This is a genomic window from Flagellimonas oceani, assembly GCF_011068285.1.
Lineage (GTDB): Bacteria > Bacteroidota > Bacteroidia > Flavobacteriales > Flavobacteriaceae > Flagellimonas > Flagellimonas oceani.
Window position 1 is genome coordinate 1394197 of record NZ_CP049616.1, and the last position, 21404, is coordinate 1415600.

Below are 21404 nucleotides of genomic sequence, written 5' to 3' on the forward strand. Positions count from 1 at the left end.
GGACTAATTGAACATACGTTCCTTCCATTGCTCTACCACTATGTTGGACGCAAGGACGAAAGATACTTCATTCGACTTTATGTAGTCTATGGTCTTATCCATCAATAGACCGGCCTGATCGTTGATGAATTGGGCATAGGTATCCGCTTTTTGCAGACGGTGCTTTAGTTCGATATCGTTCTCTTCGACGAGTTCGTCCAAGAGGGCGACATAATATTGGTTGTCCTGTAGTTCTTCCGATAGTGGTTCCATGATATTCATGCGATATGGTTTTGTAAGTTATCGTTTTTCTTTGTTCTTTCATCCTCCCTTTCCCTGGAAAGAAAAGCGGTGTTCTTAAAATGGGAGACAATGGCCAAATAGGGGATGGCATACGTATAGGTCAACCCGAAATCACATTCGACGCCATTTGGCTTTATGGACTTGATGGTTCCTTTGTTCGTTGCGCCCTCTGGACCCTTGGGCGATTTCAATTCGATTTGATCGCCAATCCCCAATTCCTTGGGTACGACTTTTTCCATTTTTATAAATTTTGTTTTTTTCGAAACCATGAGGTCGTCGTTCCAGTCCTTTCCGTTTGATTTATGGATGTTGGCGGTAAAAGGGAGATACAGGCCGTTAATGGCGTCGAGTAAGGTCTTGAATACATTTTGTTGCCGTATGATATGGGTAGTATTGATTACTTCCTGTAAAGAGAATTCCAAAAGCAATTTATCGGAGAACCCCACACATCGAACCAAACCAAAAACATGGTTATCCCTACGGAGGTCAGAGGTCAATTTTTCCTCCAAGAGATTTTTGTGGGATGCAATCCGATTTCGCACTTTTTCAGTATAATGGATGCTCAAACTGACATTGCCATTTTTGAACGAGGCTTCCGCATAGAGGTCCGTATTGTTTTGATTGATCAGGGCCGTAAAGATCTTTAGGTCATACTCATGGCCAGATATGTCATTGTCCATGATGGATTTGAGTTCGAGGCCTTTATTTTGTAGCATTGGCGTAATCAATTGCATGAAGAATTGTAGTTTTTCCCTGTGCACGTTCCCACCGAAGGAAACGTAGAAATCATCCTTTTTGCCATGAAGTTCTTGGTAGGAAAGAAGGTCTATACCGCTTTCCCCGAAAATAATTCTGGTCGGCCTTGCCATGATTTTGGAATGAAAAAGAAAATGATCTTTTTGATTCAATACAAGACGGAACTTTTTTACTTTATTGTCGGCCCTTCTGCGGTAGGGCTTGTTATAGAGGATATAGTTTTTTGGGTCGCCCGCCAAATCATATTTGGGAAAGGCGATGTTGGCGATTCTACCGCCGTTGTCCCTAATGTGATAGGCATTGAAAATGCGGCCCCTAAAGAGCGGACTGTTTATGGTAGCTTTGCAGATTCCCCGATGGATCCGTAAATAGTTTGAATTCCGTAACGGGACTATATTGTATTTTTCTTCCAACGATTTTAAGAAAGCATTCGATTTTGTGATTTTGATAACGGTGTTCCCTAGATCGTAGGTTCGATTGGTTATTTCCAAACCGCTTTCTATGGCTTTGTAGAAATTGGCACTACGTTGCAAAAGGTATTTAAAGAACAGGCCCTTGTCGCAGGAATCGTTCCGGTTGAAGTAGGTCATGGGTTTGCGCATCGTCTGCAGTACAATGCGGTCCTCGTCATTTTGAAACTCCATAGACCCGGCACTTTGTTGTACCAACTTGTATCCGTTCTGATGTAGGTACATCGGAAAATTAGCCTCTTCATTGATCTGGGCAATCAAATTTTTATAGTGTTGCGGGTTATCCCCGTAGTTTGGACTTTGCATGGAAAGGTTTTAAAATGGCCGACACACCAAGCATGTCGGCCATTACATTGAGTTGGTAATTATTGGATTACATACTTATGGCGTTGCTAGGCTGTTTCTTTTTTTTTCGCCGCTTACCGTTATCGCATCCTTGGTTTCCATATCCTTGACCTTTGCTTTTTCCAAAGATTTAGTAATAAAGCGCTCGGCTCTCGGGCTGTAGCTGACCATATAGGTCAAGGGCCCCTTCTTGGTTGCCTTGATCGTTATTTTCGTCTCCTTGCCCTGATTTAAGGAATCCGCCTGTTCTTGGGTCAATTGTTGCCCATAGAGATAGGTGCTGGACGACAAAGCCGATTTTGTACGGATGTCGTTCAGTTTTGGCTCGTAATAGGCCAGTTTCGTGAACGATTCTCCATTGGAGGAACGGCCCTCAAAGGAAACGAACCGGCCCTCATTGACCATTTTGTCAAACTCGGCCTGTGTAAACTGGTGGTTGTATGCCTTGGCCTGGGCCAAGGTTACCTCCTCCTTGCGCTTGATTTGAACATCCAATCGGGAACCAGAAGTGGGGCTGTATACCATTTGCACCATTTTAACGCTTTCCTTGATGACACCATCTTTTGGATACGCGGATTTATGGAGGTATTCTTCCCCTCTTACGATGGCATCCTGCACATTCTCGGGGAGCTTGGCAAAACTGATATACGCACCTTCAAGCCGTTCTTTGGCCTCGCCCAACGCAAATCGCTGCGCAGGAGACTTTTGCATTTCGAGATATTCGCTCTGCTTATCGATTTCAAAGGTCAGATTGTCGGCCGTCTTCACTTTGTACGTTGTGTCGTTGACGGCGACCGCATCGCCTTTCTGCCATGCCTGATTGAGTTTTACGAACACTTTTTCTACTTGTTTTTCCATTTTTGAGTGATTTTTAATTGTTAAGGAATTTTTAATTAAGTACTTTTGAGTAACGAGCATTTCAGGAGTGATTTGCTAGTTAAGGAACGGAAAAGGGGCGGGAGCGCCCTTTTTCCATTTTTTTTATAGTGCGATTCTATATTCTTTCAACTGCACCTCCTTTCCGCTTTTGGATCGATGTTCCATGGTCTCCCATTCCGAATACCAATTACCGGACTTGGGTTTTAGAATATCTATCGCCTTGTTCAAATAGTTTTTATAGTACGACCAGACCAAAAGTTTAATGGCGTTCGTCTCCAAGGGCAATCGCACCTTGATACTTTCCTCGTTTTTGGAAACCGAGATTCCGTACCGGTTCAATCGATGCTGGTCGAGTATGTTGTTATATCTTAAAAAGCTTTGGGCCAGTTCCTTATTGTACCTTTTCGTATGGTCATAAAATCTGGAAAAGGCTTTTTTGTCGCCAATAGGGAATCTTAGTACCATATCCCTGTCCGTCAACGACAATTTGAATCCGGAATCCTTTATGAAGGTTATGAAATGAAGGTCCCGTAAATAACCTTCTATTTTCTTTTCTCCGGTAAAACTAAGCATAATCTTGTCCACTTTAACGGTTTGCCGTATTTGAAAAAGAATATCGGTTGTTTGTGAATTTATTTCTCCCAACGCCATATACACCACGTTTTTCAATTGGAATTTTTTATGAAAGGCCAAGGCCTCCTTGGGATTCTTGAAAAGAAAGAGTCCGTCAATTTTCTTGGGTATATTGGAATACCATAAGGCATGCTTCGCAGCTGATTCCCGGTAGGGGGCCACATTTTTGCCCGCGTCGACGAAATACCCGCAAACGGTATTCTGCATATTGAACAGGGGGAAAAGAATCTCCCCTTTTTCGTTTAGGAACATACGGCCGGTAAAAGAGGGTAAATCGGCAGCATCACCGTACAGGCCTTCGCCATTATTTTGGATGGGAAGTCTATAAGAATCGAAATGATTGAAATCCTTGGGCACTTTTTTGAACTCACCCTTCCAATCCCTTGATATGGTCAAAGCGTCAGTCTCCAATACCTTTGTATGGTAGGCCGCTACCTTGTCCCATAGCATTTCTTTTTGTACGCCCTCAATTTTCGAGACGTGTTCGGTGATCAGATCTGTTGCCGAGAGTTTTTCCTTCGGACGTTGGGCCTTATAGTACAAAAAGCCCTCTTCTGTATATATGACTATATAATACAGTCCGGCATTTTCGAAAATGCGATGGGTCTTTTCCGTTCGAATACTTTGGAAACCCAAGTGTTCAAAAAGTTTGGGGAGATGAATCCTATAGTCTTCCACAAGCCATTTGTTCATCATATCCTATTAATGTTTGTGTATTTGCATTAAAATAATATATTTGCTTATAAATACAAATATATGAATTTTTTTGAATTCACAACATTTCGAACAAAAAATATCATCTTGGGCATTTGGGAATGCTTGAAACAATTGGGAAGAAAGGAGTTGGCCTATCTTCTTTTATTGACGCTTGTATGCCTTGTGTATTTTGTACAGGGAGATCACAAGATGTCGGAAACGAGACTGCATGACGCCACCGTTGCCATGGCCCAGTATCAAGAACGCCTAAAACTGAATATAAATTCCGATTATGGCGATTCACTGACCGTTCAAAAAGAGCGGGAACAACTACTGATGGCCATCGAGGAACGCATCGTGACGTATCTCTATCAAATTCCCGATTATTCCTATATAGGTTCACTGGAAACGTACTTGAAATGTCGCCACGTACTATTGGAGCAACTCCCTTCCGCCGTTCCCTTGGAAAAAGGAGATTATATACTTTCGAGCGATTACGGTATTCGGAGCCATCCGATTTCCGGAAAGACAAAAAAACATTTTGGAATCGATTTGGCCGCATCCAACGGCAAACCCGTCTACGCATCGGCCTCCGGTATCATTACCGATATTTTCTATTCCGATAAGGGCTATGGAACCCATATCATAATCAAGCACCGATTCGGTTTTCAGACCCTTTATGGGCATCTGGATAAAGTTTTGGCCCATAAGGGCCAAAAGGTCGAACAGCATGAACTCATCGCTACCGTGGGAAGTTCGGGAAGTTCCACTGGCTACCACTTACATTACGAGACCATCAAAAATCAAGTAAAGATCGATCCGAGACCCTCACTTGCCTTAAAGAAGAAGATATATGAACATGTAATCCAAATAAATCCAAATAAAGATGGAGAAGAATAGCATAAAACGTTGGCAGAAGGTACTGCGTTCGGCAAGAAGGCTGTACCATTCCGTAAATAACTATAGGATGAGCGCTAAAGACCCCGATTTCAGGGATTTCAGCCTTCTGGAATACGACAAAGTAACACCTGAAGAGGTAAACGATGCGAAACGATTGGGTTTCATGAAACAACTCCAGCTTGCAAAAAGGGGATATGTAGATAAGAACCTTAAATTACAATTGGTAGCCGCAAAACGGAAAGAACGTTTTATAGAACAAGACCACAAGATTGTTCCCTTCGGAAATCTTCGGGTCATGGAAGGGGAAAAGCTAGTGGCCATGATGCAATTGGGCTTTGACACCCTTAACGAAACTTTCTGCGTAGCCTATCGCAATCATGAAAATATTCCCCTATGGAAACCTTATGACACGGTAAGATTGGAACGGTACTTTGGTGCACTGCATCCGGAAATGGGCAATAAACTTAAATTAAGCCATATTTTTTTCGATATAGGTGCTCTGAAAGTCGGCCAAGATTACAAATTGGCGATTTGTCGGGTCTATAATGATGCCGTTCGGCAAACATTTCATAGCAACACCTATTTTCAAAATAGTATTTCCTCCCCAAAGGAAGACCTATTAGTGAACCCCAAAAACTATTTTGGCCAGCAATTTTATCTGTCCTTGTCGCAAGGGAAGGAAACCATAATGACATTGACCGAGGCGACCGACCTTTATTTTGTTTTTCAGTCATTTATGGAAACGGCACCGAAACAGGAATCCATTTATTTTGAAAAGCAAGAGTTTAAGAAGCGATTTCTCGATAGCGGAATTATAGTATTGGCCCATCTTAAACATGGACTCCGCCTAGGGGTTCAAAATGGAACGTTACAGATAGGGAAACATGACGGGGCAAATGGAAAGGGGCGTTTACGCTGGGAAAATTTTGAAAGCCGGATGCAATCGGGTTCGCTCTCGGCCATTGAAAAGTACTATATATCGAAAGAGGTCATTTCAAAAAAGAACTTTTTGGTCGAAACGGATGCCATTTCCTTGAAATCCGACACCAATGAGGCCAGTCTAAAAAAGCACTATGGCACAGGAAAATGGCATTTTTTGGAAGGGAAACATCATCGGTCAGCAATGAATTCCAGACCGGTTGACGACTCGGTATTGGAACACATCAACCGAACCTATTCCCGAAGTACTAATTTCCAAACTGCGTTGGCAAAACTTCAAAAAAATCAAACCATACAAACTGCACAAATAAAACAACAATAGCATGGATCGGAATATGCTTATACATCAGGGCAACACCTTTGAGAAGGTAATGGAAACCATCGATTTTACCTACTACATGGATTTTAGCGAAGGGGACGATAACGGCAGTGTTATTCTATTCGATAGGGAAACACAAAAGTTGGTTTCGGATAACTATATGGCGAACCGTGATTTGTACGAAAACCTTTTGTACTACAATTACGAATGGATTTGTAAAAGGCTCAGATATGCCAGAAAATGTATGGTCGAAGAACACGGAATCGACCTTGCCAAGGAATATTTTCTCAAACATGAAAAAGAGTTCCAGGGAATTCTTTGCAGGTCTGAAAATATAACGGACAAATGCAATATGGCTTTACAAAAGGACTTGGGTTTTACGCTCTCAAGAAATGATCTGCAAGAAGTTCGCAAGCTTCTGAACAGTAACCAAAACAAAGGATTAATTATGTAACATAACCATCCGATCAAGTTCCTTAACTCACTCACTCAAAATGAAATACTCAAAAAAGAAGTACCTGGATTATTTGGTCAGGACGATTGAAGCACTCCACAGTCCTGAAAATCAATCCCATTTTTTCATCAACAATCCAGGATTCGGAAATATCTTCGACATTCTAAAAAATGATGCCTACCGGGCACAGCTCATTAGGATATTGGAGAAATATTATGGCGAAGAATACACAAACACCATTATCGGTAGCCTAAAAAAAGGATCGCTTAATTCTTTTTACACCCCCGAGCCGATTATCGATGCAATATCCCACTATTTAAAAACCCAAGGGTCCTTTACTCCTAAAACCATTCTTGAGCCAAGCGCCGGTAACGGGCTGTTCATTCGGGAATTGTTGAGGCGCTATCCCTCCGCGAAGTTTACCGCTTTTGAAAAGGAGATACTAACCGTACGAATATTGGAGCACAACTTCAGGTTCCGGCAGCGGGTCAAAATCTTCGGCGTTCCCTTTGAAAACCTTTCCCGGACCGATGCTGCGAAAAGCTATGACCTGGTCATCAGCAATGTGCCCTTTGGGGACAATAAAATATTCGACAGCGGTCTAATGGGCCATCCGTTACAAACCAAGATTTCCAGAAATATCCATTCCTATTTTGTCTACAGAAGTCTTGAATGTCTAAAACCTTCAGGTGTTTCCATTTTGATATGCACCAAGAATTTTATGGACAGGACCAAATACGTTCCAATTCGGGAGCATATCATCAAGCGAAACAATTTTATGGGTGGGGTGCGTCTGCCCGATACTACGTTTTCCAAAGAGAACACGGCTATTGTAACGGATATTCTGGTTTTCCAAAATAACCGGCGTATTGAAACTTCGAACGAACAGAAGAAAATAAACAGCTTGTTTGCCAACAGTTCAGAGCAAACCGTAGGGAAAAATAATGTTCAGATAAACGACTACTATACCGAATATACCTCCCAAATTATTGGAACTATCGAAGAAGGCGGTCTCTACAACAATGCGGACTACACCGTAAAAAGCGATAAAGGCTTGGCGCATATCGCTCTTGAAATCAAAGCGTTGATGGCAGGATTTACCGTGCAACCAAAGGCGCAAAAAAAGGCCACAATTCCGGCCATTGCCCCAAAACCTAAAGAAACCTCGCAGGCGGAAGAAACGGCCATCGGTATTTCCGGTGCTGACGATCCCGAACTTAAACCTGGAAATCTGACCATCAAGCAACAAAAACTCTATAAAGTAGAAGAGGAAAACGGTTTACGGTTATTGAAAGTAAAGCCCCGGGAGTTCGATAGGCTGTCAAAAATAATAGCGCTGCGGGATACCTATTTCAAATTTTTACGGGCACCCGAAGAACAGATCGACAAGGTAAGGGACGAGCTAGACTATCAATACGATGCCTTCAATTTCCAGTACGGGCGGCTCCATGACAAAGCCAACTATCCCTTTGTGACCTTGGATATTCAGGGGCCTTTGATTTTGGGGCTGGAAACACCGAAAGACGGAAACTTTATCAAATCGGAGGTTTTCAATAAATCATTCCGGTCGATTTCAAAAGAAAAGCCGCAAGAGCCGAAGAAAGTGCTCAGCTTGGAAGATGCCATTTATTATTCCCTGAACAAATTCAATCGAATAAAATTGGATTCCCTGGTTTCGAACACGGGCATGGAACAGGACGAAATCATAAAAAAGGCTTTGGATCTGCAACTATTGTTTTTGGACCCGAAGGAGCAGGGATGGGAACTGGCCCCCAAGTTCCTGTTTTTATCGGGAACCATTTACGAAAAACTGAATGCCTATCGCAAAAACGATTTTGGGGAATATCAGTCCTATGTGGACAAATCCTATATCGAACGTACTGTTGTTGCCTTGGAAAAGGTAAAGCCACCGATGACCCCTTACGAGGATCTGGATATCAAACTCCATGAACCGTGGTTTCCCATTGAATATACCCAAGCCTTCATTTTCGACACCTACCGCTCCTTGGTACATATCGCCTATAACGAGAGTACCTCCAAGTACATGGTCAAAATCGAAAAGACGGATTATGAGTATATCAAAAAATTCAGCGTGCGTACGGAACATCGCTATTACAATTTCAAAGAGATATTGGAAGGCGCATTGAACTCCACCATACCCTACGTCACAAAAGGCTCGAAACAATATAAGCGCACGGACAAGGCGAAAATGCAGGAAATACGCATCAAGTTCGACCTTATTTACAAGGAGTTTACCGCATACATCTTGGGCAAGCCTGAAATCAAGGCGCAATTGGAGCGTATTTTTTACAATACCTACGATGCCCAGGTCCATCCGAAATACGACGGTGACTACCTTCATTTTGAAGGGCTGCAATATTTTACCCCGTACAAAAGCCAAATGGATACGGTTGCGGGAATCATCGTAAACCAAGGCCTTTTGGTCAACAAGGAAGTCGGTTTTGGAAAAACCTTGGATATTGCCCTTACGACCCAGAAACTAAAGGAGCTGAACCTCTCGGAAAAGACATTGGTCATCGGTCTTCGCTCCACCGTGGTGCAATTGGAACGGGAGTTGTTAAATGCATTTCCCACGATGAAACTATTGGTGGCCCATGATAAGGTAGTAAACGGGAAGACAAAGCGAGACACCTTTTTTAAGAAAATAAAAAATGGCCGGCATGACGTCGTGCTGATGAGTCATGACACGTTTAAGTTCATACCCCAATCCCCCGAGATCATCCATGAAATCATAAGCGAGGAGCTGGCAAACCTTGAACGCGACCTTAGCGTAATCAACGAAAATAAATACGATGTAGGCAAAAGGGTGCTCAAAGGTCTGGAGAAACGAAAGGAAAACCTGAACGTAACCTTGGAGCAGGTCTATTACCAGATCAAAAGCAAACAGAACGATGCCATCGATTTTGAGCAGATGGGGTTTGAACATATTATGGTAGATGAATCCCACAAGTTCAAGAACCTGATGTACACAACAAGGCACCACAGGGTTGCGGGGCTGAATACCAACAAAGGCTCCGAACGCAGTAAAAACCTTTTGGTGGCCATCCGAACACTGCAGAGGGCAAAGACAAGGGATTTTCAGACCACTTTTCTATCGGGTACGCCCATTTCCAATTCCATTACGGAGGTCTATGTGCTGTTCAAATATCTAATCCCGCATAGAATGGAACAGATGAACATTACATCATTCGACCAATGGGCACAGGTCTTCGCCAACAAATCCTATGAATTTGAACCTACCGTCTCGGGGGATTATAAAGTTCGCGAACGCTTTCGTTCGTTCAAGAAAATGAAACTGTTGTCCTCACTGTACAATGAGATTTCCATAATTGTCAACGGAACCACGCACCAAATCGATAGGCCCAAAATGCAGCTCGATGTGCACACGCTAAAACCCACGGCGGCCCAATTGGAATATTTTGAACAGATCAAGGAATTTCTAAGAACGGGGGACAGCAGCCTATTATATGGGGATAAGGACTATACGGAAGACCAAAAAAGCGCCCTCTCACTGATTGCCTTGCACCACATGAGAAACGCCTCCATAGACCCAAGGATGTTGAACCAGAACCTAGAAGATCCGGGCGATGCCAAACTGCAGAAAATAGCCTCCGAGGTATATGACACCTATAGGAAAACGGACGCTTTTAAAGGTACACAGGCCATTTTTTCGGACCTGGGCGTACCGAAAGACACATTTAATATTTACGATGAACTCAAACGCATTCTGACCGAAGAATTCGATATTCCCAAAGAAGAAGTGGTATTTATCCATGATTTCAAGACCGACAACAAGCGGCTGGAATGCTTTAAGCAAGTGAACGAAGGCACTTATAGGGTCATCATCGGTTCTACTGAAAAGTTGGGGACCGGTACCAATATCCAAGAAAGATTGGTACGCATCCATCACGTGGACATTCCCTATCGTCCGACGGACATCGACCAACGAAACGGTAGGGGAGTCCGTAAAGGCAATATTGGCGCAAAGCAGCATTTTGGGGACAAGGTCGTTGTTTCCTTTTACATTGTCGAAAACTGTACCGATGCCCTCATGCTCAACAACGTCAACATCAAGAAAAATTTTATCGAGCAATTGACCAATGGCACCATACAGTTCAATCGGCTGGATATGGGCGCGGTAAACGATGAGGGCACCATAGATTACAAAACGCTCTTGGCGGTCGCAAAGAACGACCCGTTGTATCTGGAAAAAGAGGAATTGGGCAAAGAATTGGACGAACTGGAACTGGAACGATCCATTTTCAAGAAGAACCGTTTGGAGGCCAAGAACAATATCGCCTTTTATGAAACCGAACTGACAAGAACGACAAAGAATATTGACAAACTTGAAAAAGACCTGTCCTTGTGGACCACGCTGCAAGAAAAGGACGTTTACTATAGTGCATTGGGAAAGGCACTTGATAGCCCCGATACCATGGATGCCAATATGTTGGGCCAAATACTTAATTCGAGGTTACAGGCCAAACGGGAAGAAGTTGGCCAGCATACCATTATGACTATATCCAATGCAAGACTGGTTCTTGACGTAGAAGACAAATTGCACCACCGCTTATTGGTACTTACCCCGAATGCCTCCTATGGTTATGGTTCCAAGAGAATCGTGGCCAACTGGCAAAGCCTGACCGACTATGTTTACAATGCCCTATCCAAAATCCCGAAATCCCTCTTGGCACAAAAGGAACATCTGGCCGAGTACAAAAAATCCATAAAGGCCAACCGGAAAGTATTGGAACTTGAATTCGACAAGACCGAAAAACTGGCATTGGTTCAGAAAAGGCTCGTAGAAATCAATACCGACCTTGATGAAAAGTACGATGCCGAACCGGAGGAAAAAGAAGAGAAATGTAACTCACAAAGTGCACGGTCACAGAATATAAACATGAACCAAGAAATTTCAATGTAAGGTTTAGGGCGTTGCCCGGGCTATCCGCTATATCGCCCTTGCGGGCCCCAAGGTTTCGTAAGCCCAAAAAGAGCTCCGTTGTCGCTTTCTTGGGCAACGAACCCTAACGGCCCGCCGCGTTCGATGCCGCTGCTATCCCTAACGCTTGCTTTTTACTCCTTGACCATTCTCTCCGTAAAACGCCTTATAGGCGATTGATTTTCATTTCGTTCTAACCAATCATTAAATAAATTCAGCTCAGAAGCTCCACAGTTAATTACATATTCAACACCCATAATTACAAGAACGAAATAATATATGCCCGGTTCGATGATTAAGAAATCCAATTCGTGAAGTACTTCGTAGGGTTTAGGATTGAATATAGGGTCTACAAACCGCGCCTCTTCGGAATAAATTCTACGCTGACTATAAATCCATTGTTCTCCTTTTCCAAACCGGGCATATTCACGTAATGGGTCTAATTCGGACATATCAATAACTTCATTCAGATTTGACTGGTTATGACCTGCTTTTAAAGCAAATAACTCCAGAGCGGTCTTTGCAAGAAAACGGGACATTTGGTAGTTTTTGTTTTCAGGCATATCCACCACTTCAAACATTAATTTATTGACCTTCTTGTTGCGTATTAAGTTTATTACTTTAGTATCATCGCCTCTAAAACCCAAACTATCCCCATCCATATACATATCAAACCAGCCACCATCTTTATGCGGAAATAGGGTTTTGTATGGGATGTTACGCTCTTTTTTAGATTTGATATTGTTTCTAAATCTTACATTTTGGAAATACTTCATCTCCAATAATGGTTTCTCAATTTTCACGGCAAAATATTGGTTACATTCATCACATACCACACCAGGTCGAAGAATCAATTCTTTATTGCCTAACGATTCTGGAATGATATGCTGAATACTTGAAGACCTGCCGGACGATTTCTTGCAGAAAATACAACGCATAATTCAAAAAATTAAAATAAGCTAGTTTGTATTTCAATACCCGGTGTGAAAGTTCCAATTATCATAAATGGATTTTTAGAACGATAATGAAATGCCTTGGTTGTGCCCAAATACAAATGCAAATCTTTTTTCAAAGCAAAATAGTCGAAGTATTTCTGCCTGACTTTCTCAACGGCAACCGCTTCATTTCCTTCTGCTGCCGCAAGTGTGTTTCTAAATAGTGCTCCAATTTCCCAATCTTCAATCATCATTGTACTTGACACCCCGTTTTCATCTTCAATTACATAAGAGAATTTATATGGAAGTTTTGCCACAACCTCGAAGGGTTCTTCTTCCATTTCGAATAAATTCCCTTGTTCTTGTAGCGCTTTTTGTTCATCTAATTTTTTCTTATCCCATTCGGCCGAAACTTTCTCGACTTTGAAATCGGTTACCTTAGCAGGTTTAAAGACGGCTAGGGATGTGCAGATGTCCTTATCGTGTGCTTCGGCTATAAGTGCCTTGATATCCGTATAAACTTTTCCAAGAACAATTTGTTTGCGTTTATACCAATTGCCTTTGGTATCAATTGTATTCAGAAGTGTAATCGGTGTGTCAATAGTGGCCGGTCGAAAACTTTCAGGTCTAAAGTCCTTGTCGTTATTTACAATATCTAATTCAATCCATTGGTATTTTGTATACTTCTCGTCCTTTTTTAGCTTCCTAAATGGTATAGGATATAGTCTTATCCAAGAACCGTCTTCTAGAAAACCTGCCGTACACACAAGTTCTCCGTATTTCGCCGAAAGGGAAGGGTAGGTTTTTACAGTGATAAGTACTTTTGTAAGCGCCATTTTTTTAAATATGCTTCAAATCGTATTTAAAATTAGGAGACTTCTTCAAATTTTCAGCTAGGTGGGTTCTATGGCATTGACAGGTATCGGCCTCAAAACAAGTAAGGGCAATACGCCTGTGTTTTTCCAACAAACTGAGTATAAAATTTTGACTTTCAATGGCCTCTTTTAGTACGGTCGCCTTATATTCATCGAAAAGCAAATCATAGTCTTCTTGCGTATTTAATTCTCGCCTTTTACTAGAATCAATGCCTACATCCGGAATATGGATGTACTCAATTCCCAATCGACTACAAAAACTACTTAAAGACTTTTTGCTAAAACCGTATTTCTGGCTCAAGGGGTTTCTTCTGACGTCTACAAGAAGATGGACATTGTTTTTTAGTAACCTGTTTAAGTATTCCTCTAGCGAAATACCTTCATACCCAATAGTAAATAAAACTGTAGATTCATCATTATGACGTGCAGTTACAACTCTTTCAAAAAACTTTTCTGGAAGAATTCTCTCTGCTATAATGCTATTGGTGGCATAATACGGAAAATTGATATATGTATGTTTTGTAATGACATCCGTTTTCATGCTTCCGTAAAGCTCGAAAGTTTCGTTGACAAGTTGCTTATCTACTGGGGTAAGTTCTTTATAATATTTCTTCTTTACATTAAGACTATAGGTTTTCTCTGATTCAACTAACCAATCATGTTTTACCATAGCCGCCAAATCCGCCTTCAGAGAATACGAATAGCACCCATATCGATAAGGAACGAAATCATAGTTGGGTTCTTTCTGCATTTGGGTCAACAAAAACATAAGTTTTTGAAGACGAGTGCTTTCCAATCCATCTTCAAACTTTTCCAGTAAAGCAAAAACCAACTTTCTTCGATAAAACATGATGTAAAATTACTTATTAATAAACAAACAGAAATATCAAGGTAATTCCTTAATGAAAAAGAACTACATGAATGCAAACGTAGAATAAGCGTTTTGATTGTTATTTCGGATGTAGAATCCAGCGCCCTATCGGGCGCTTTTTTGTGGACAGGGAGAAGGAAGAAAAGGGTGGATTTTAGCCTGTTTTTACGAGGATTCCCACGGGTATGGGCGTATCTTGAAAGAGAGTTAAGGAAGGAGCGGGGCAAATTAATACGGTGCAAACCAAGCCCCGCTTTTAACTAAATTTTTTTAAGAACTATAAATACCGTTACTATGACAGACTTCTTTTCAACATTACGGCAAACGGGTATAGAACAATATGGCATAAGTGTCTCTTTTGATGGGGATTCGGTCAGCGTGTCCGTTTTGCCCAAATCGAGTGCCAAGGACAAGGCCCTCCAATCCATAAAACCGCTTACCCTACGGGGAAACGTAACGGAAGTGGACGAGAAATTCTTTCAAGTTCTTCAAAAACCATTGGAGCAGACCAAGGCACTTTTCAGAAACACCGTTGCTTTTGAAAAAGCCTTGGCGGAAACCGAACAAAAGACCCAACAGGCCAAGAAGAAAAAAGAATCGACTACCAAAAAGGTCACCGAGTTAAAGCAACTTCTAAAAGAGAAGGACTTTAACCCCATGAGCGACCATAAGAAGGCAACGGACATTGCCAACGAAATCTTGAAGATAGACCCGAACCACAAGGAAGCGCAAAAGGTCATCAAGGATATGAAAGCATACGAATCCCCAAAACTTTTTCAATGATGGAAATCGCAACGATAGAACGCAAGTACATCTACCAAGACGGCAACAACAATGCCATTGAGTTGGATGATTTGGATAGCCAATTGACCCATCAGCAAGTGATGGAACACTATTCGCAGATCTATGCCGAACTGACCAACGCCAATATCATGGACAAGGGCATAGTCAATGGCCATCATGAAATCCATTTCAAGACCTTGGCAGGAACAAAGGGATAGACCGATGAACGTAGACGAATTTCTAAATCACGAAAGATGCACCCACAAACCGACACCCCTTTTATCGAAAGAACTCAAAGAGTTCCACGCCCGATTGTTCAAGGCGGTTCAACAATCCCATTACAGGTACGGAACGCAAAGACCGAAAGTCTTGCAACCAAAGGTTTTTCCCTTTCTGACCTGAGCGTTCTGCCTATTCTTTCCAAGCCGATAATCGAGGACGGATCATCGGTTGATATAAAGGCACTTGCCAGTTTAATGGTGGATGCCACCCGTAACTTTTCGGGAAATATTGACGACTGGCGGTTTTCGGCATCCGATAGCTTGGATGATTTGATATTGCGATGTGCCAATCGGCTGAAAGAAAGGGCAAGAATTGACCATATCGAAGTTTTACGGGAAGATGCCGACCTGCGCTTGGTCTTGAAACGCCATATCGGGAATCGTAGCACGGTCTATTGCATTCCGTTGCGACCCGTTATGCCCCTTCGATGGAAAAACCCTATGCTTTTTGATATACTAATGTCCTTTATCAAAAGCCTACCCTATATCAATCTTTTCCATACGGGAGAGGATAGGGTGGACTGGCTTTGGGAATATCTATTTGAGGAAGAAGCCTACCATAGGAAAAACGGGAGTGTTTTTGGTAATTGTAACTCGGTCAGGTTCTTTGGTCGCTACCAAAAGCTGTTCGACGAATACGAACCACAGGATTGGAAATTCCTTTTACTAAAATACCGTCCTCGAAAACCCCTGCACAAGGGAATCAAGGAACTGTTATCAAAAGCCGATACCATTGATTTTCGGGTGCCGTTCCGTATCGGAACAAGGGATGCCTATGAAAGTATGTTCGAGCATTGGGAATCTTTCCTGATAGTTGACGATGCGGACAGTGAATTTACCCGTTCCTATATCGAAATGCTCAACGAATGTTCCAACGAATATGACATTATTTCTGCCTATGAACTAACTACGGTCGAAAAAGGTAACCTACAGCCCTTTGAGGAAGGGTCGACCTACAAACTTAATCGATTGGAAGAATTTCTTACCGATCTCAACGAACTTTTAAGACTGCTTTGAACATGGAACAGATTGCCAATTTACGGCCCGATGAACACTTTCTTCCAAAATTTGCCATTATCGGTTATTCCCAAGAAGAAGATTATTACAACAGGGGGCACTACTTTTCATATCACAACATCGTAGGGGCAAAGCTTACGGCAGGGATGCCGCTGACCAAGGATACCGCCCGAAACCTCTTTAGGTGTTTGGAAGGGGATTTGATAAAGTTCAGGTTTAAGGGAATGTTGCCCAAGAACCTTATTCATTTTGATTTCAAAGGAAATCTCCAACTGGTATGGTACGTCCATCCAAAACAGCACACCCTGTATTTCGATACACGAACGGGTATCGCTTCGGGAAATTATCCCTTGCCAAAACTGATCTTCAAGCTTGAAGGGAACACCCTTAAAGTCTTTGCCCTCCATCGAAAGGATACATTGACCGACACCGTTTCATTGTACCACGCACCGTTATTGAACGTAGGGAGGCAAGGAAATGTATGTATGGGCAATGCCTCGATGGATTATGACGGCTTTGACTATTACGAGGACATCATGGGGTTTGTCGAGCAGCAATTCTTTCGTTCCGTTTTTACGGCTACCCATCACAACAACATTGCGAAAGGGAACATTGTGGATGTAATGAAACGGAATTTCAGGAAAACATTCTTTGATGACGCTCTACTGAAAAAAAACAAATTGACCTTAAAGGATTTATATGAAAACTAGAATTCATTTCGCTCCCAACTACTTTTACAATCCAACACATCCCATAACCATTGCATTGATCGGGGTAGGGGGTACAGGTTCCCTGATGCTGGCACGGTTGGCACGGATGGATTTTGCCCTGCGCCAAATCGGACACCCAGGTTTGCACATAATCGCCTATGATTCGGATATGGTTGAAAACAACAATGTTGGCAGACAACTCTATGCCCTTAGTGATGTAGGGGAGTATAAAGTGGTCAATGCCGTCAATAAGGTAAATATTGCCTTTGGTCTGCAATGGGAAGGAATTCCCATGGATGCACTTCCCGATGGCGAGGATATTCGGGCGAACATCATCATCACTTGTGTCGATAATGCCCGATTTAGAACGCTGTTATCAAAATCGCTTGCATTTCCCTTCAAGGGGTCTGAATATCAAAGCATGTTCTATTGGCTGGACATTGGCAACTGTAGGGATAGTGGGCAATTCGTGTTAGGAACTTTGTTCGAGGAAGAACGAAATATGGAACGGGAAGATTTTGAAATGGTGGACAAACTCAAAAACATCATCGATTTTTTTCCCGATTTGGATGCCCATGACATTCCCCGTCTTCAAGGTGCGGGATGTGCCTATTCCGATAAGCTGAACGAGCAATCACTTTTCATCAACGATGTACTGGTCGCCCATGCTTCCGATTGCCTATTTCGGTTATTGTACCACAAGCAGATTCAAAAGCATGGGGCATTTGTGAATTTGGAGAGTGGGAAGGTCAATTCGATTTTGGTCTAATTGAGAATTAAAATATTGACGCTAAAAAATATCAGACATGGAAACGTTGCATTATAAAGGATATGAAATCAAAATCGAGCGGGATGATTTTCCCCAAAATCCACTTAGGGATTGGGATGGGCATGTACTTTTTTGTCTAAACCACAAACGATATGATTTGCATAATAACACCGATTTTGATACCAATGAATTTGAGAGTTGGGAAGCTATAAGAGAAGCTATTGAAGATGAATATTGCCCCTTGGCCATATTGTCAGTTTTCATGTACGACCACGGTGGCATTACTATTAAGACTAGCCCTTTTATTTGCTGTTGGGATAGCAGCCAAATCGGTTTTGCCTTTATAGATATTCCTACGTTGAAGCAATGGGGTTTACGGGCAGGGGATAAAACTGCCAAGGAATTGGAAGAAATGATTAGGGACAATGTTCGGTTGTACGATGATTATTTGACGGGTAATGTATTCGGTTACTCCATTGCCGATTCCAGTGGAAATACTTTGGACAGTTGTTATGGCTATTATGGGGATTTGGGAAAGGAAGATATGATCGGGGAAGCAAAATCAAATGATGAGCATTACTTAAGGCAAAAGATCGTTAAACACGCTATTAAAGTGAAAAGATGGATCAGGTCACAAGTTCCATTAATATATAGGCAATCAATTGGCCAAATTCATTTTTACTCTAAATAACAAAAATGAAAACAAATAAAAAGAACAGATCTAACATCAAAGAACAGCATTACGGGACAATTCACAATTTCGTCTACCACAACGAAAGGACAGGATTATATGGTAAAAAGTTGGAAGCCTTGTACCGATTGGTGCAATGGAAGGGAAAACCTCTTGATTTTCCGACTGACCATAAATTCTATAATGTCAAGGTTATAGAATATGCCGATAGGGATTTCATAGGTTTTATCAGAACGGGGTTTTCAAAAAAAGCTTTCTTTCCGTGTAAATTGCAGACCGTTGCGCTTCGGCTTTTGGGTAATACTGGCAAATCAAAAGCACCATTGCAATGACCATGTATGCACATTTAATCACGATTTTTAGAAAAATCGACCCAGAAAAACTGTATTGGGAGTTTACCTATTTTGAGGAAAGGTCTTTTCAATCCGCAGCATTTGGGGCAAGAAAAAAAGAATTATTCAAAATTGATGGCAAATTCTACCGTGTGGATATAGTCGAAAAAATTAGCCCTTTGAAACAGCTTCCGAATTTGGTGGTCAAGCACGGTAGGCACACTATTTTTAGAGACTATGTGGAATGATAAGGAAAAACCAAAAATGTTGTACATATGTTGTACAGAACAAAAAAACCCAAGATTTTCGTCTTGGGTTTTTTATCATCAAAAAGTAGCGAGAGGGGGACTTGAACCCCCGACCTCTGGGTTATGAATCCAACGCTCTAACCACCTGAGCTACCTCGCCATTTACTACAATATTTCAATTTTGTCTCCGGGTTATGAATCCGACGCTCTAACCAGCTGAGCTACCTCGCCGTGAATTTTGCTAAGCGGGTGCAAATATATGCTTAAATTTTCGCTGAATCAAAATTCATTATTAATTTATTATTTGATATTTATTTTTATATCTTCCCAAATTATACAAAAGTTGAAGAACGATTAAAGAACACGACAATGAGTGATAAGGTTAAATTTGAACTGGAGTTTGTAATCCAAGCTTCACCTCAGTTGCTTTACCAATATATTTCCACTCCTTCGGGACTGTCTGAATGGTATGCCGATAATGTTAATTCCCGTGGAGAAATATTCACCTTTATTTGGGATGGTGCAGAAGAACGTGCAAAACTGCTCAAACGAAAAAGTGAGGAATTCGTAAAGCTGGCATGGGAAGAAAATGAGGATGGTTCATTTTTTGAAATGCGGATAATAGTCGATGAAATAACAAAAGATGTTTCACTATTTATAACAGACTTTGCCGAGGATGACGAGGTGGACGAAGCAAAGATGCTTTGGGAAAACCAGGTTTCCGACCTTAAACAGGTTCTTGGCTCAACCTAGTCCTATTCTCAAGTAAACCGTATCTTTGGTCCCGATTTTAATCGGGACTTTTTTATGGTCAATTACAATGGAGAACTTTTAGCAGGGGATAAGGCAATTTTCACAGGCAACAATAGGGCTTTCAAATATGGGGATGCCCTTTTTGAGTCGGTCCGATATGTAAACGGAACCCTCTTTTTTTGGGAAGACCACTATTTTAGATTGATGGCGTCCATGCGCATTTTGCGTATGGAAATCCCCATGGAATTCACTATGGAATTTTTAGAGGAGGAAATTAAAAAGACCATCACCTCCAATCAATTGGATAGTGGCGCCGTTCGAGTACGTTTATCGGTATTTAGAAACGAAGGTGGATTGTATACCCCATCCACCAATGATGTATCCTACTTTATAGAGACCCGTACCATGGAATCTCCTTTTTTCATTTTGAACGAAGGGAATTACGAAGTGGAATTGTTCAAAGATTACTACCTGAACAAGGATATGCTCTCCAATCTAAAATCCACCAACAAAATACTGAATGTGGTGGCAGGGGTTTATGCCAAAGAAAACAACTATGCCAATTGTTTGTTGGTGAACACGGATAAGAAGGTGGTGGAAGCCATCAATGGCAACCTATTTTTGGTAAAGGGCAACGAAATAAAAACACCACCCTTGAGCGATGGTTGTTTGGACGGCATCATCCGTAAAAACTTGATGAAAATCATCGCAGGTTCCGAAGAGTACGATTTGGTCGAGGATTCCATTTCTCCCTTTGAGCTTCAAAAAGTGGACGAACTGTTCATTACCAATTCCATCGTGGGTATTCAACCCATCAGTAAATACAGGAAAAAGGAATACCAGGCAAAAGTGGCAAAAAGTCTGGTGGGAAAATTAAACGCAAAGGCCCGGATAGGCTAATTGAGCGATGGATTTTCGGGCGCATTGGACCATAGAACATAGTCTCCGCCGAGCTCCATCATTTTTTCTTTCCAAAAGACATTGGCCGCTTTTTCCAAAATACTGCTTTCGTATTCATTCGGCAGTACTACCCAAGATTTGGAGGAAAGTTCTTGGTCCAATTGGCTGGTTCCCCAACCGGAGTACCCCAAAAAGAAACGAATGTCCTGTTCCGTAATGGTTCCGCTATTGATAAGGTCAACGGTCATCTCAAAATTACCGCCCCAAAAAATACCATCGGAAATTTCAATGCTGTTTTCAATGAGTTCTGGGACCTTGTGGATAAAATAAAGGTTGTCCTGTTCTACGGGACCGCCATTAAAAACCTGAAAAGGAATGGTAATATCGGAAACAAGGTCGCAAATGGTATAGTCCAAAGGTTTGTTTAAAATAAAGCCGACCGAACCTTCATGGTTGTGTTCGGCAATAAGTACAACGGACCTGTTGAAAGAAACGTCACCGGTAAGTGAAGGTTCCGCAACAAGTAAATTCCCTTTTTTAGGCTTTTGACTTACCATTTATATGTTTTCTTGTACTTAAATTTAACATATTATTCTACATATG

Annotated in this window: 22 protein-coding genes and 1 tRNA gene; 14 read left to right on the forward strand and 9 right to left on the reverse strand. The window is 41.8% G+C overall.

All coding sequences use genetic code 11. The features are described from left to right. Positions 1 to 3 precede the first annotated feature (3 nt). From GVT53_RS06485 to GVT53_RS06500, 4 genes are all read right to left on the reverse strand, one after another. On the reverse strand, positions 4 to 261 hold the full coding sequence (locus tag GVT53_RS06485; RefSeq protein ID WP_067030369.1) for a hypothetical protein: 258 nt from the start codon (positions 259 to 261) through the stop codon (positions 4 to 6). Beyond that, positions 258 to 1814: a hypothetical protein gene (locus GVT53_RS06490; protein WP_067030373.1), complete on the reverse strand. Its 1557-nt coding sequence runs from the start codon at positions 1812 to 1814 to the stop codon at positions 258 to 260. The genes GVT53_RS06485 and GVT53_RS06490 overlap by 4 nt, the downstream gene beginning before the upstream one ends. A 75-nt stretch (positions 1815 to 1889) precedes the next feature. Continuing rightward, entirely contained in the window at positions 1890 to 2711 is an 822-nt protein-coding gene (locus tag GVT53_RS06495; RefSeq protein WP_166247891.1) for a hypothetical protein, read from the reverse strand. A 123-nt stretch (positions 2712 to 2834) separates the two neighbouring features. Continuing rightward, the gene (locus GVT53_RS06500) at positions 2835 to 4061 is read right to left on the reverse strand and encodes a hypothetical protein (RefSeq protein ID WP_147296615.1); all 1227 of its coding nucleotides are present in this window, start codon (positions 4059 to 4061) and stop codon (positions 2835 to 2837) included. A 60-nt stretch (positions 4062 to 4121) separates the two neighbouring features. On the opposite strand from GVT53_RS06500, the gene GVT53_RS06505 reads away from it, so the two are divergent. Genes GVT53_RS06505 through GVT53_RS06520 form a run of 4 tightly spaced genes read left to right on the forward strand, consistent with a single transcriptional unit; the run spans position 4122 to position 11618 of the window. Next, the gene (locus GVT53_RS06505) at positions 4122 to 4961 is read left to right on the forward strand and encodes a M23 family metallopeptidase (protein WP_067030381.1); all 840 of its coding nucleotides are present in this window, start codon (positions 4122 to 4124) and stop codon (positions 4959 to 4961) included. Further along, a complete protein-coding gene (locus GVT53_RS06510) occupies positions 4948 to 6222 on the forward strand; it encodes a hypothetical protein (RefSeq protein WP_116183684.1) in 1275 nt (424 codons plus the stop codon). Before GVT53_RS06505 ends, GVT53_RS06510 begins: the two co-directional genes overlap by 14 nt. A 1-nt stretch (position 6223) precedes the next feature. After that, on the forward strand, positions 6224 to 6673 hold the full coding sequence (locus tag GVT53_RS06515) for a hypothetical protein (RefSeq protein WP_141673213.1): 450 nt from the start codon (positions 6224 to 6226) through the stop codon (positions 6671 to 6673). 40 nt (positions 6674 to 6713) lie between these two features. Further along, on the forward strand, positions 6714 to 11618 hold the full coding sequence (locus GVT53_RS06520; protein ID WP_067030391.1) for a helicase-related protein: 4905 nt from the start codon (positions 6714 to 6716) through the stop codon (positions 11616 to 11618). A 152-nt stretch (positions 11619 to 11770) separates the two neighbouring features. Here GVT53_RS06520 and GVT53_RS06525 read toward each other — a convergent pair whose 3' ends face one another. From GVT53_RS06525 to GVT53_RS06535, 3 genes are read right to left on the reverse strand one after another with little or no spacing between them, the layout of a single operon-like run. Further along, positions 11771 to 12574: an HNH endonuclease gene (locus GVT53_RS06525; RefSeq protein ID WP_116183683.1), complete on the reverse strand. Its 804-nt coding sequence runs from the start codon at positions 12572 to 12574 to the stop codon at positions 11771 to 11773. 11 nt (positions 12575 to 12585) lie between these two features. Continuing rightward, positions 12586 to 13407: a hypothetical protein gene (locus GVT53_RS06530; protein ID WP_067030397.1), complete on the reverse strand. Its 822-nt coding sequence runs from the start codon at positions 13405 to 13407 to the stop codon at positions 12586 to 12588. Between the two features lie 4 nt (positions 13408 to 13411). Beyond that, a complete protein-coding gene (locus tag GVT53_RS06535; RefSeq protein WP_116183682.1) occupies positions 13412 to 14296 on the reverse strand; it encodes a DUF488 domain-containing protein in 885 nt (294 codons plus the stop codon). Positions 14297 to 14611: 315 nt separating this feature from the next. Here GVT53_RS06535 and GVT53_RS06540 point away from each other — a divergent pair, with 315 nt between their 5' ends. The 8 genes from GVT53_RS06540 to GVT53_RS06575 are packed head-to-tail and all read left to right on the forward strand — an operon-like array spanning position 14612 to position 19148. Next, positions 14612 to 15100: a PRTRC system protein E gene (locus tag GVT53_RS06540; protein ID WP_116183681.1), complete on the forward strand. Its 489-nt coding sequence runs from the start codon at positions 14612 to 14614 to the stop codon at positions 15098 to 15100. Beyond that, the gene (locus GVT53_RS06545) at positions 15097 to 15318 is read left to right on the forward strand and encodes a PRTRC system protein C (protein ID WP_116183680.1); all 222 of its coding nucleotides are present in this window, start codon (positions 15097 to 15099) and stop codon (positions 15316 to 15318) included. Before GVT53_RS06540 ends, GVT53_RS06545 begins: the two co-directional genes overlap by 4 nt. A 36-nt stretch (positions 15319 to 15354) precedes the next feature. Beyond that, positions 15355 to 16398, forward strand: coding sequence for a hypothetical protein (locus tag GVT53_RS06550; protein ID WP_116183679.1), 1044 nt, complete (start codon positions 15355 to 15357; stop codon positions 16396 to 16398). Between the two features lie 2 nt (positions 16399 to 16400). Beyond that, entirely contained in the window at positions 16401 to 17108 is a 708-nt protein-coding gene (locus GVT53_RS06555) for a hypothetical protein (RefSeq protein ID WP_116183678.1), read from the forward strand. After that, positions 17098 to 17877: a PRTRC system ThiF family protein gene (locus tag GVT53_RS06560; RefSeq protein ID WP_116183677.1), complete on the forward strand. Its 780-nt coding sequence runs from the start codon at positions 17098 to 17100 to the stop codon at positions 17875 to 17877. The genes GVT53_RS06555 and GVT53_RS06560 overlap by 11 nt, the downstream gene beginning before the upstream one ends. Positions 17878 to 17914: 37 nt before the next feature. After that, positions 17915 to 18568 carry a hypothetical protein gene (locus GVT53_RS06565; protein WP_116183676.1) on the forward strand — a complete coding sequence of 218 codons (654 nt, stop codon included), beginning with the start codon at positions 17915 to 17917 and terminating at the stop codon, positions 18566 to 18568. 5 nt (positions 18569 to 18573) lie between these two features. Next, positions 18574 to 18900: a hypothetical protein gene (locus GVT53_RS06570; protein ID WP_116183675.1), complete on the forward strand. Its 327-nt coding sequence runs from the start codon at positions 18574 to 18576 to the stop codon at positions 18898 to 18900. Then, positions 18897 to 19148: a hypothetical protein gene (locus GVT53_RS06575; protein ID WP_116183674.1), complete on the forward strand. Its 252-nt coding sequence runs from the start codon at positions 18897 to 18899 to the stop codon at positions 19146 to 19148. Before GVT53_RS06570 ends, GVT53_RS06575 begins: the two co-directional genes overlap by 4 nt. Before the next feature lie 86 nt (positions 19149 to 19234). Here GVT53_RS06575 and GVT53_RS06580 read toward each other — a convergent pair. After that, positions 19235 to 19308 (reverse strand) — tRNA-Met (locus GVT53_RS06580). 209 nt (positions 19309 to 19517) lie between these two features. Between GVT53_RS06580 and GVT53_RS06585 the strand changes: the two genes are divergently transcribed. Then, positions 19518 to 19901 carry an START-like domain-containing protein gene (locus GVT53_RS06585; protein ID WP_166247892.1) on the forward strand — a complete coding sequence of 128 codons (384 nt, stop codon included), beginning with the start codon at positions 19518 to 19520 and terminating at the stop codon, positions 19899 to 19901. A gap of 54 nt (positions 19902 to 19955) precedes the next feature. Then, positions 19956 to 20801 (forward strand): aminotransferase class IV, encoded by an 846-nt coding sequence (locus GVT53_RS06590; RefSeq protein WP_166247893.1) that lies wholly within the window; start codon positions 19956 to 19958, stop codon positions 20799 to 20801. Here GVT53_RS06590 and GVT53_RS06595 read toward each other — a convergent pair. Continuing rightward, entirely contained in the window at positions 20798 to 21358 is a 561-nt protein-coding gene (locus GVT53_RS06595; RefSeq protein ID WP_166247894.1) for a YqgE/AlgH family protein, read from the reverse strand. The genes GVT53_RS06590 and GVT53_RS06595 overlap by 4 nt on opposite strands. Positions 21359 to 21404: the final 46 nt, after the last annotated feature.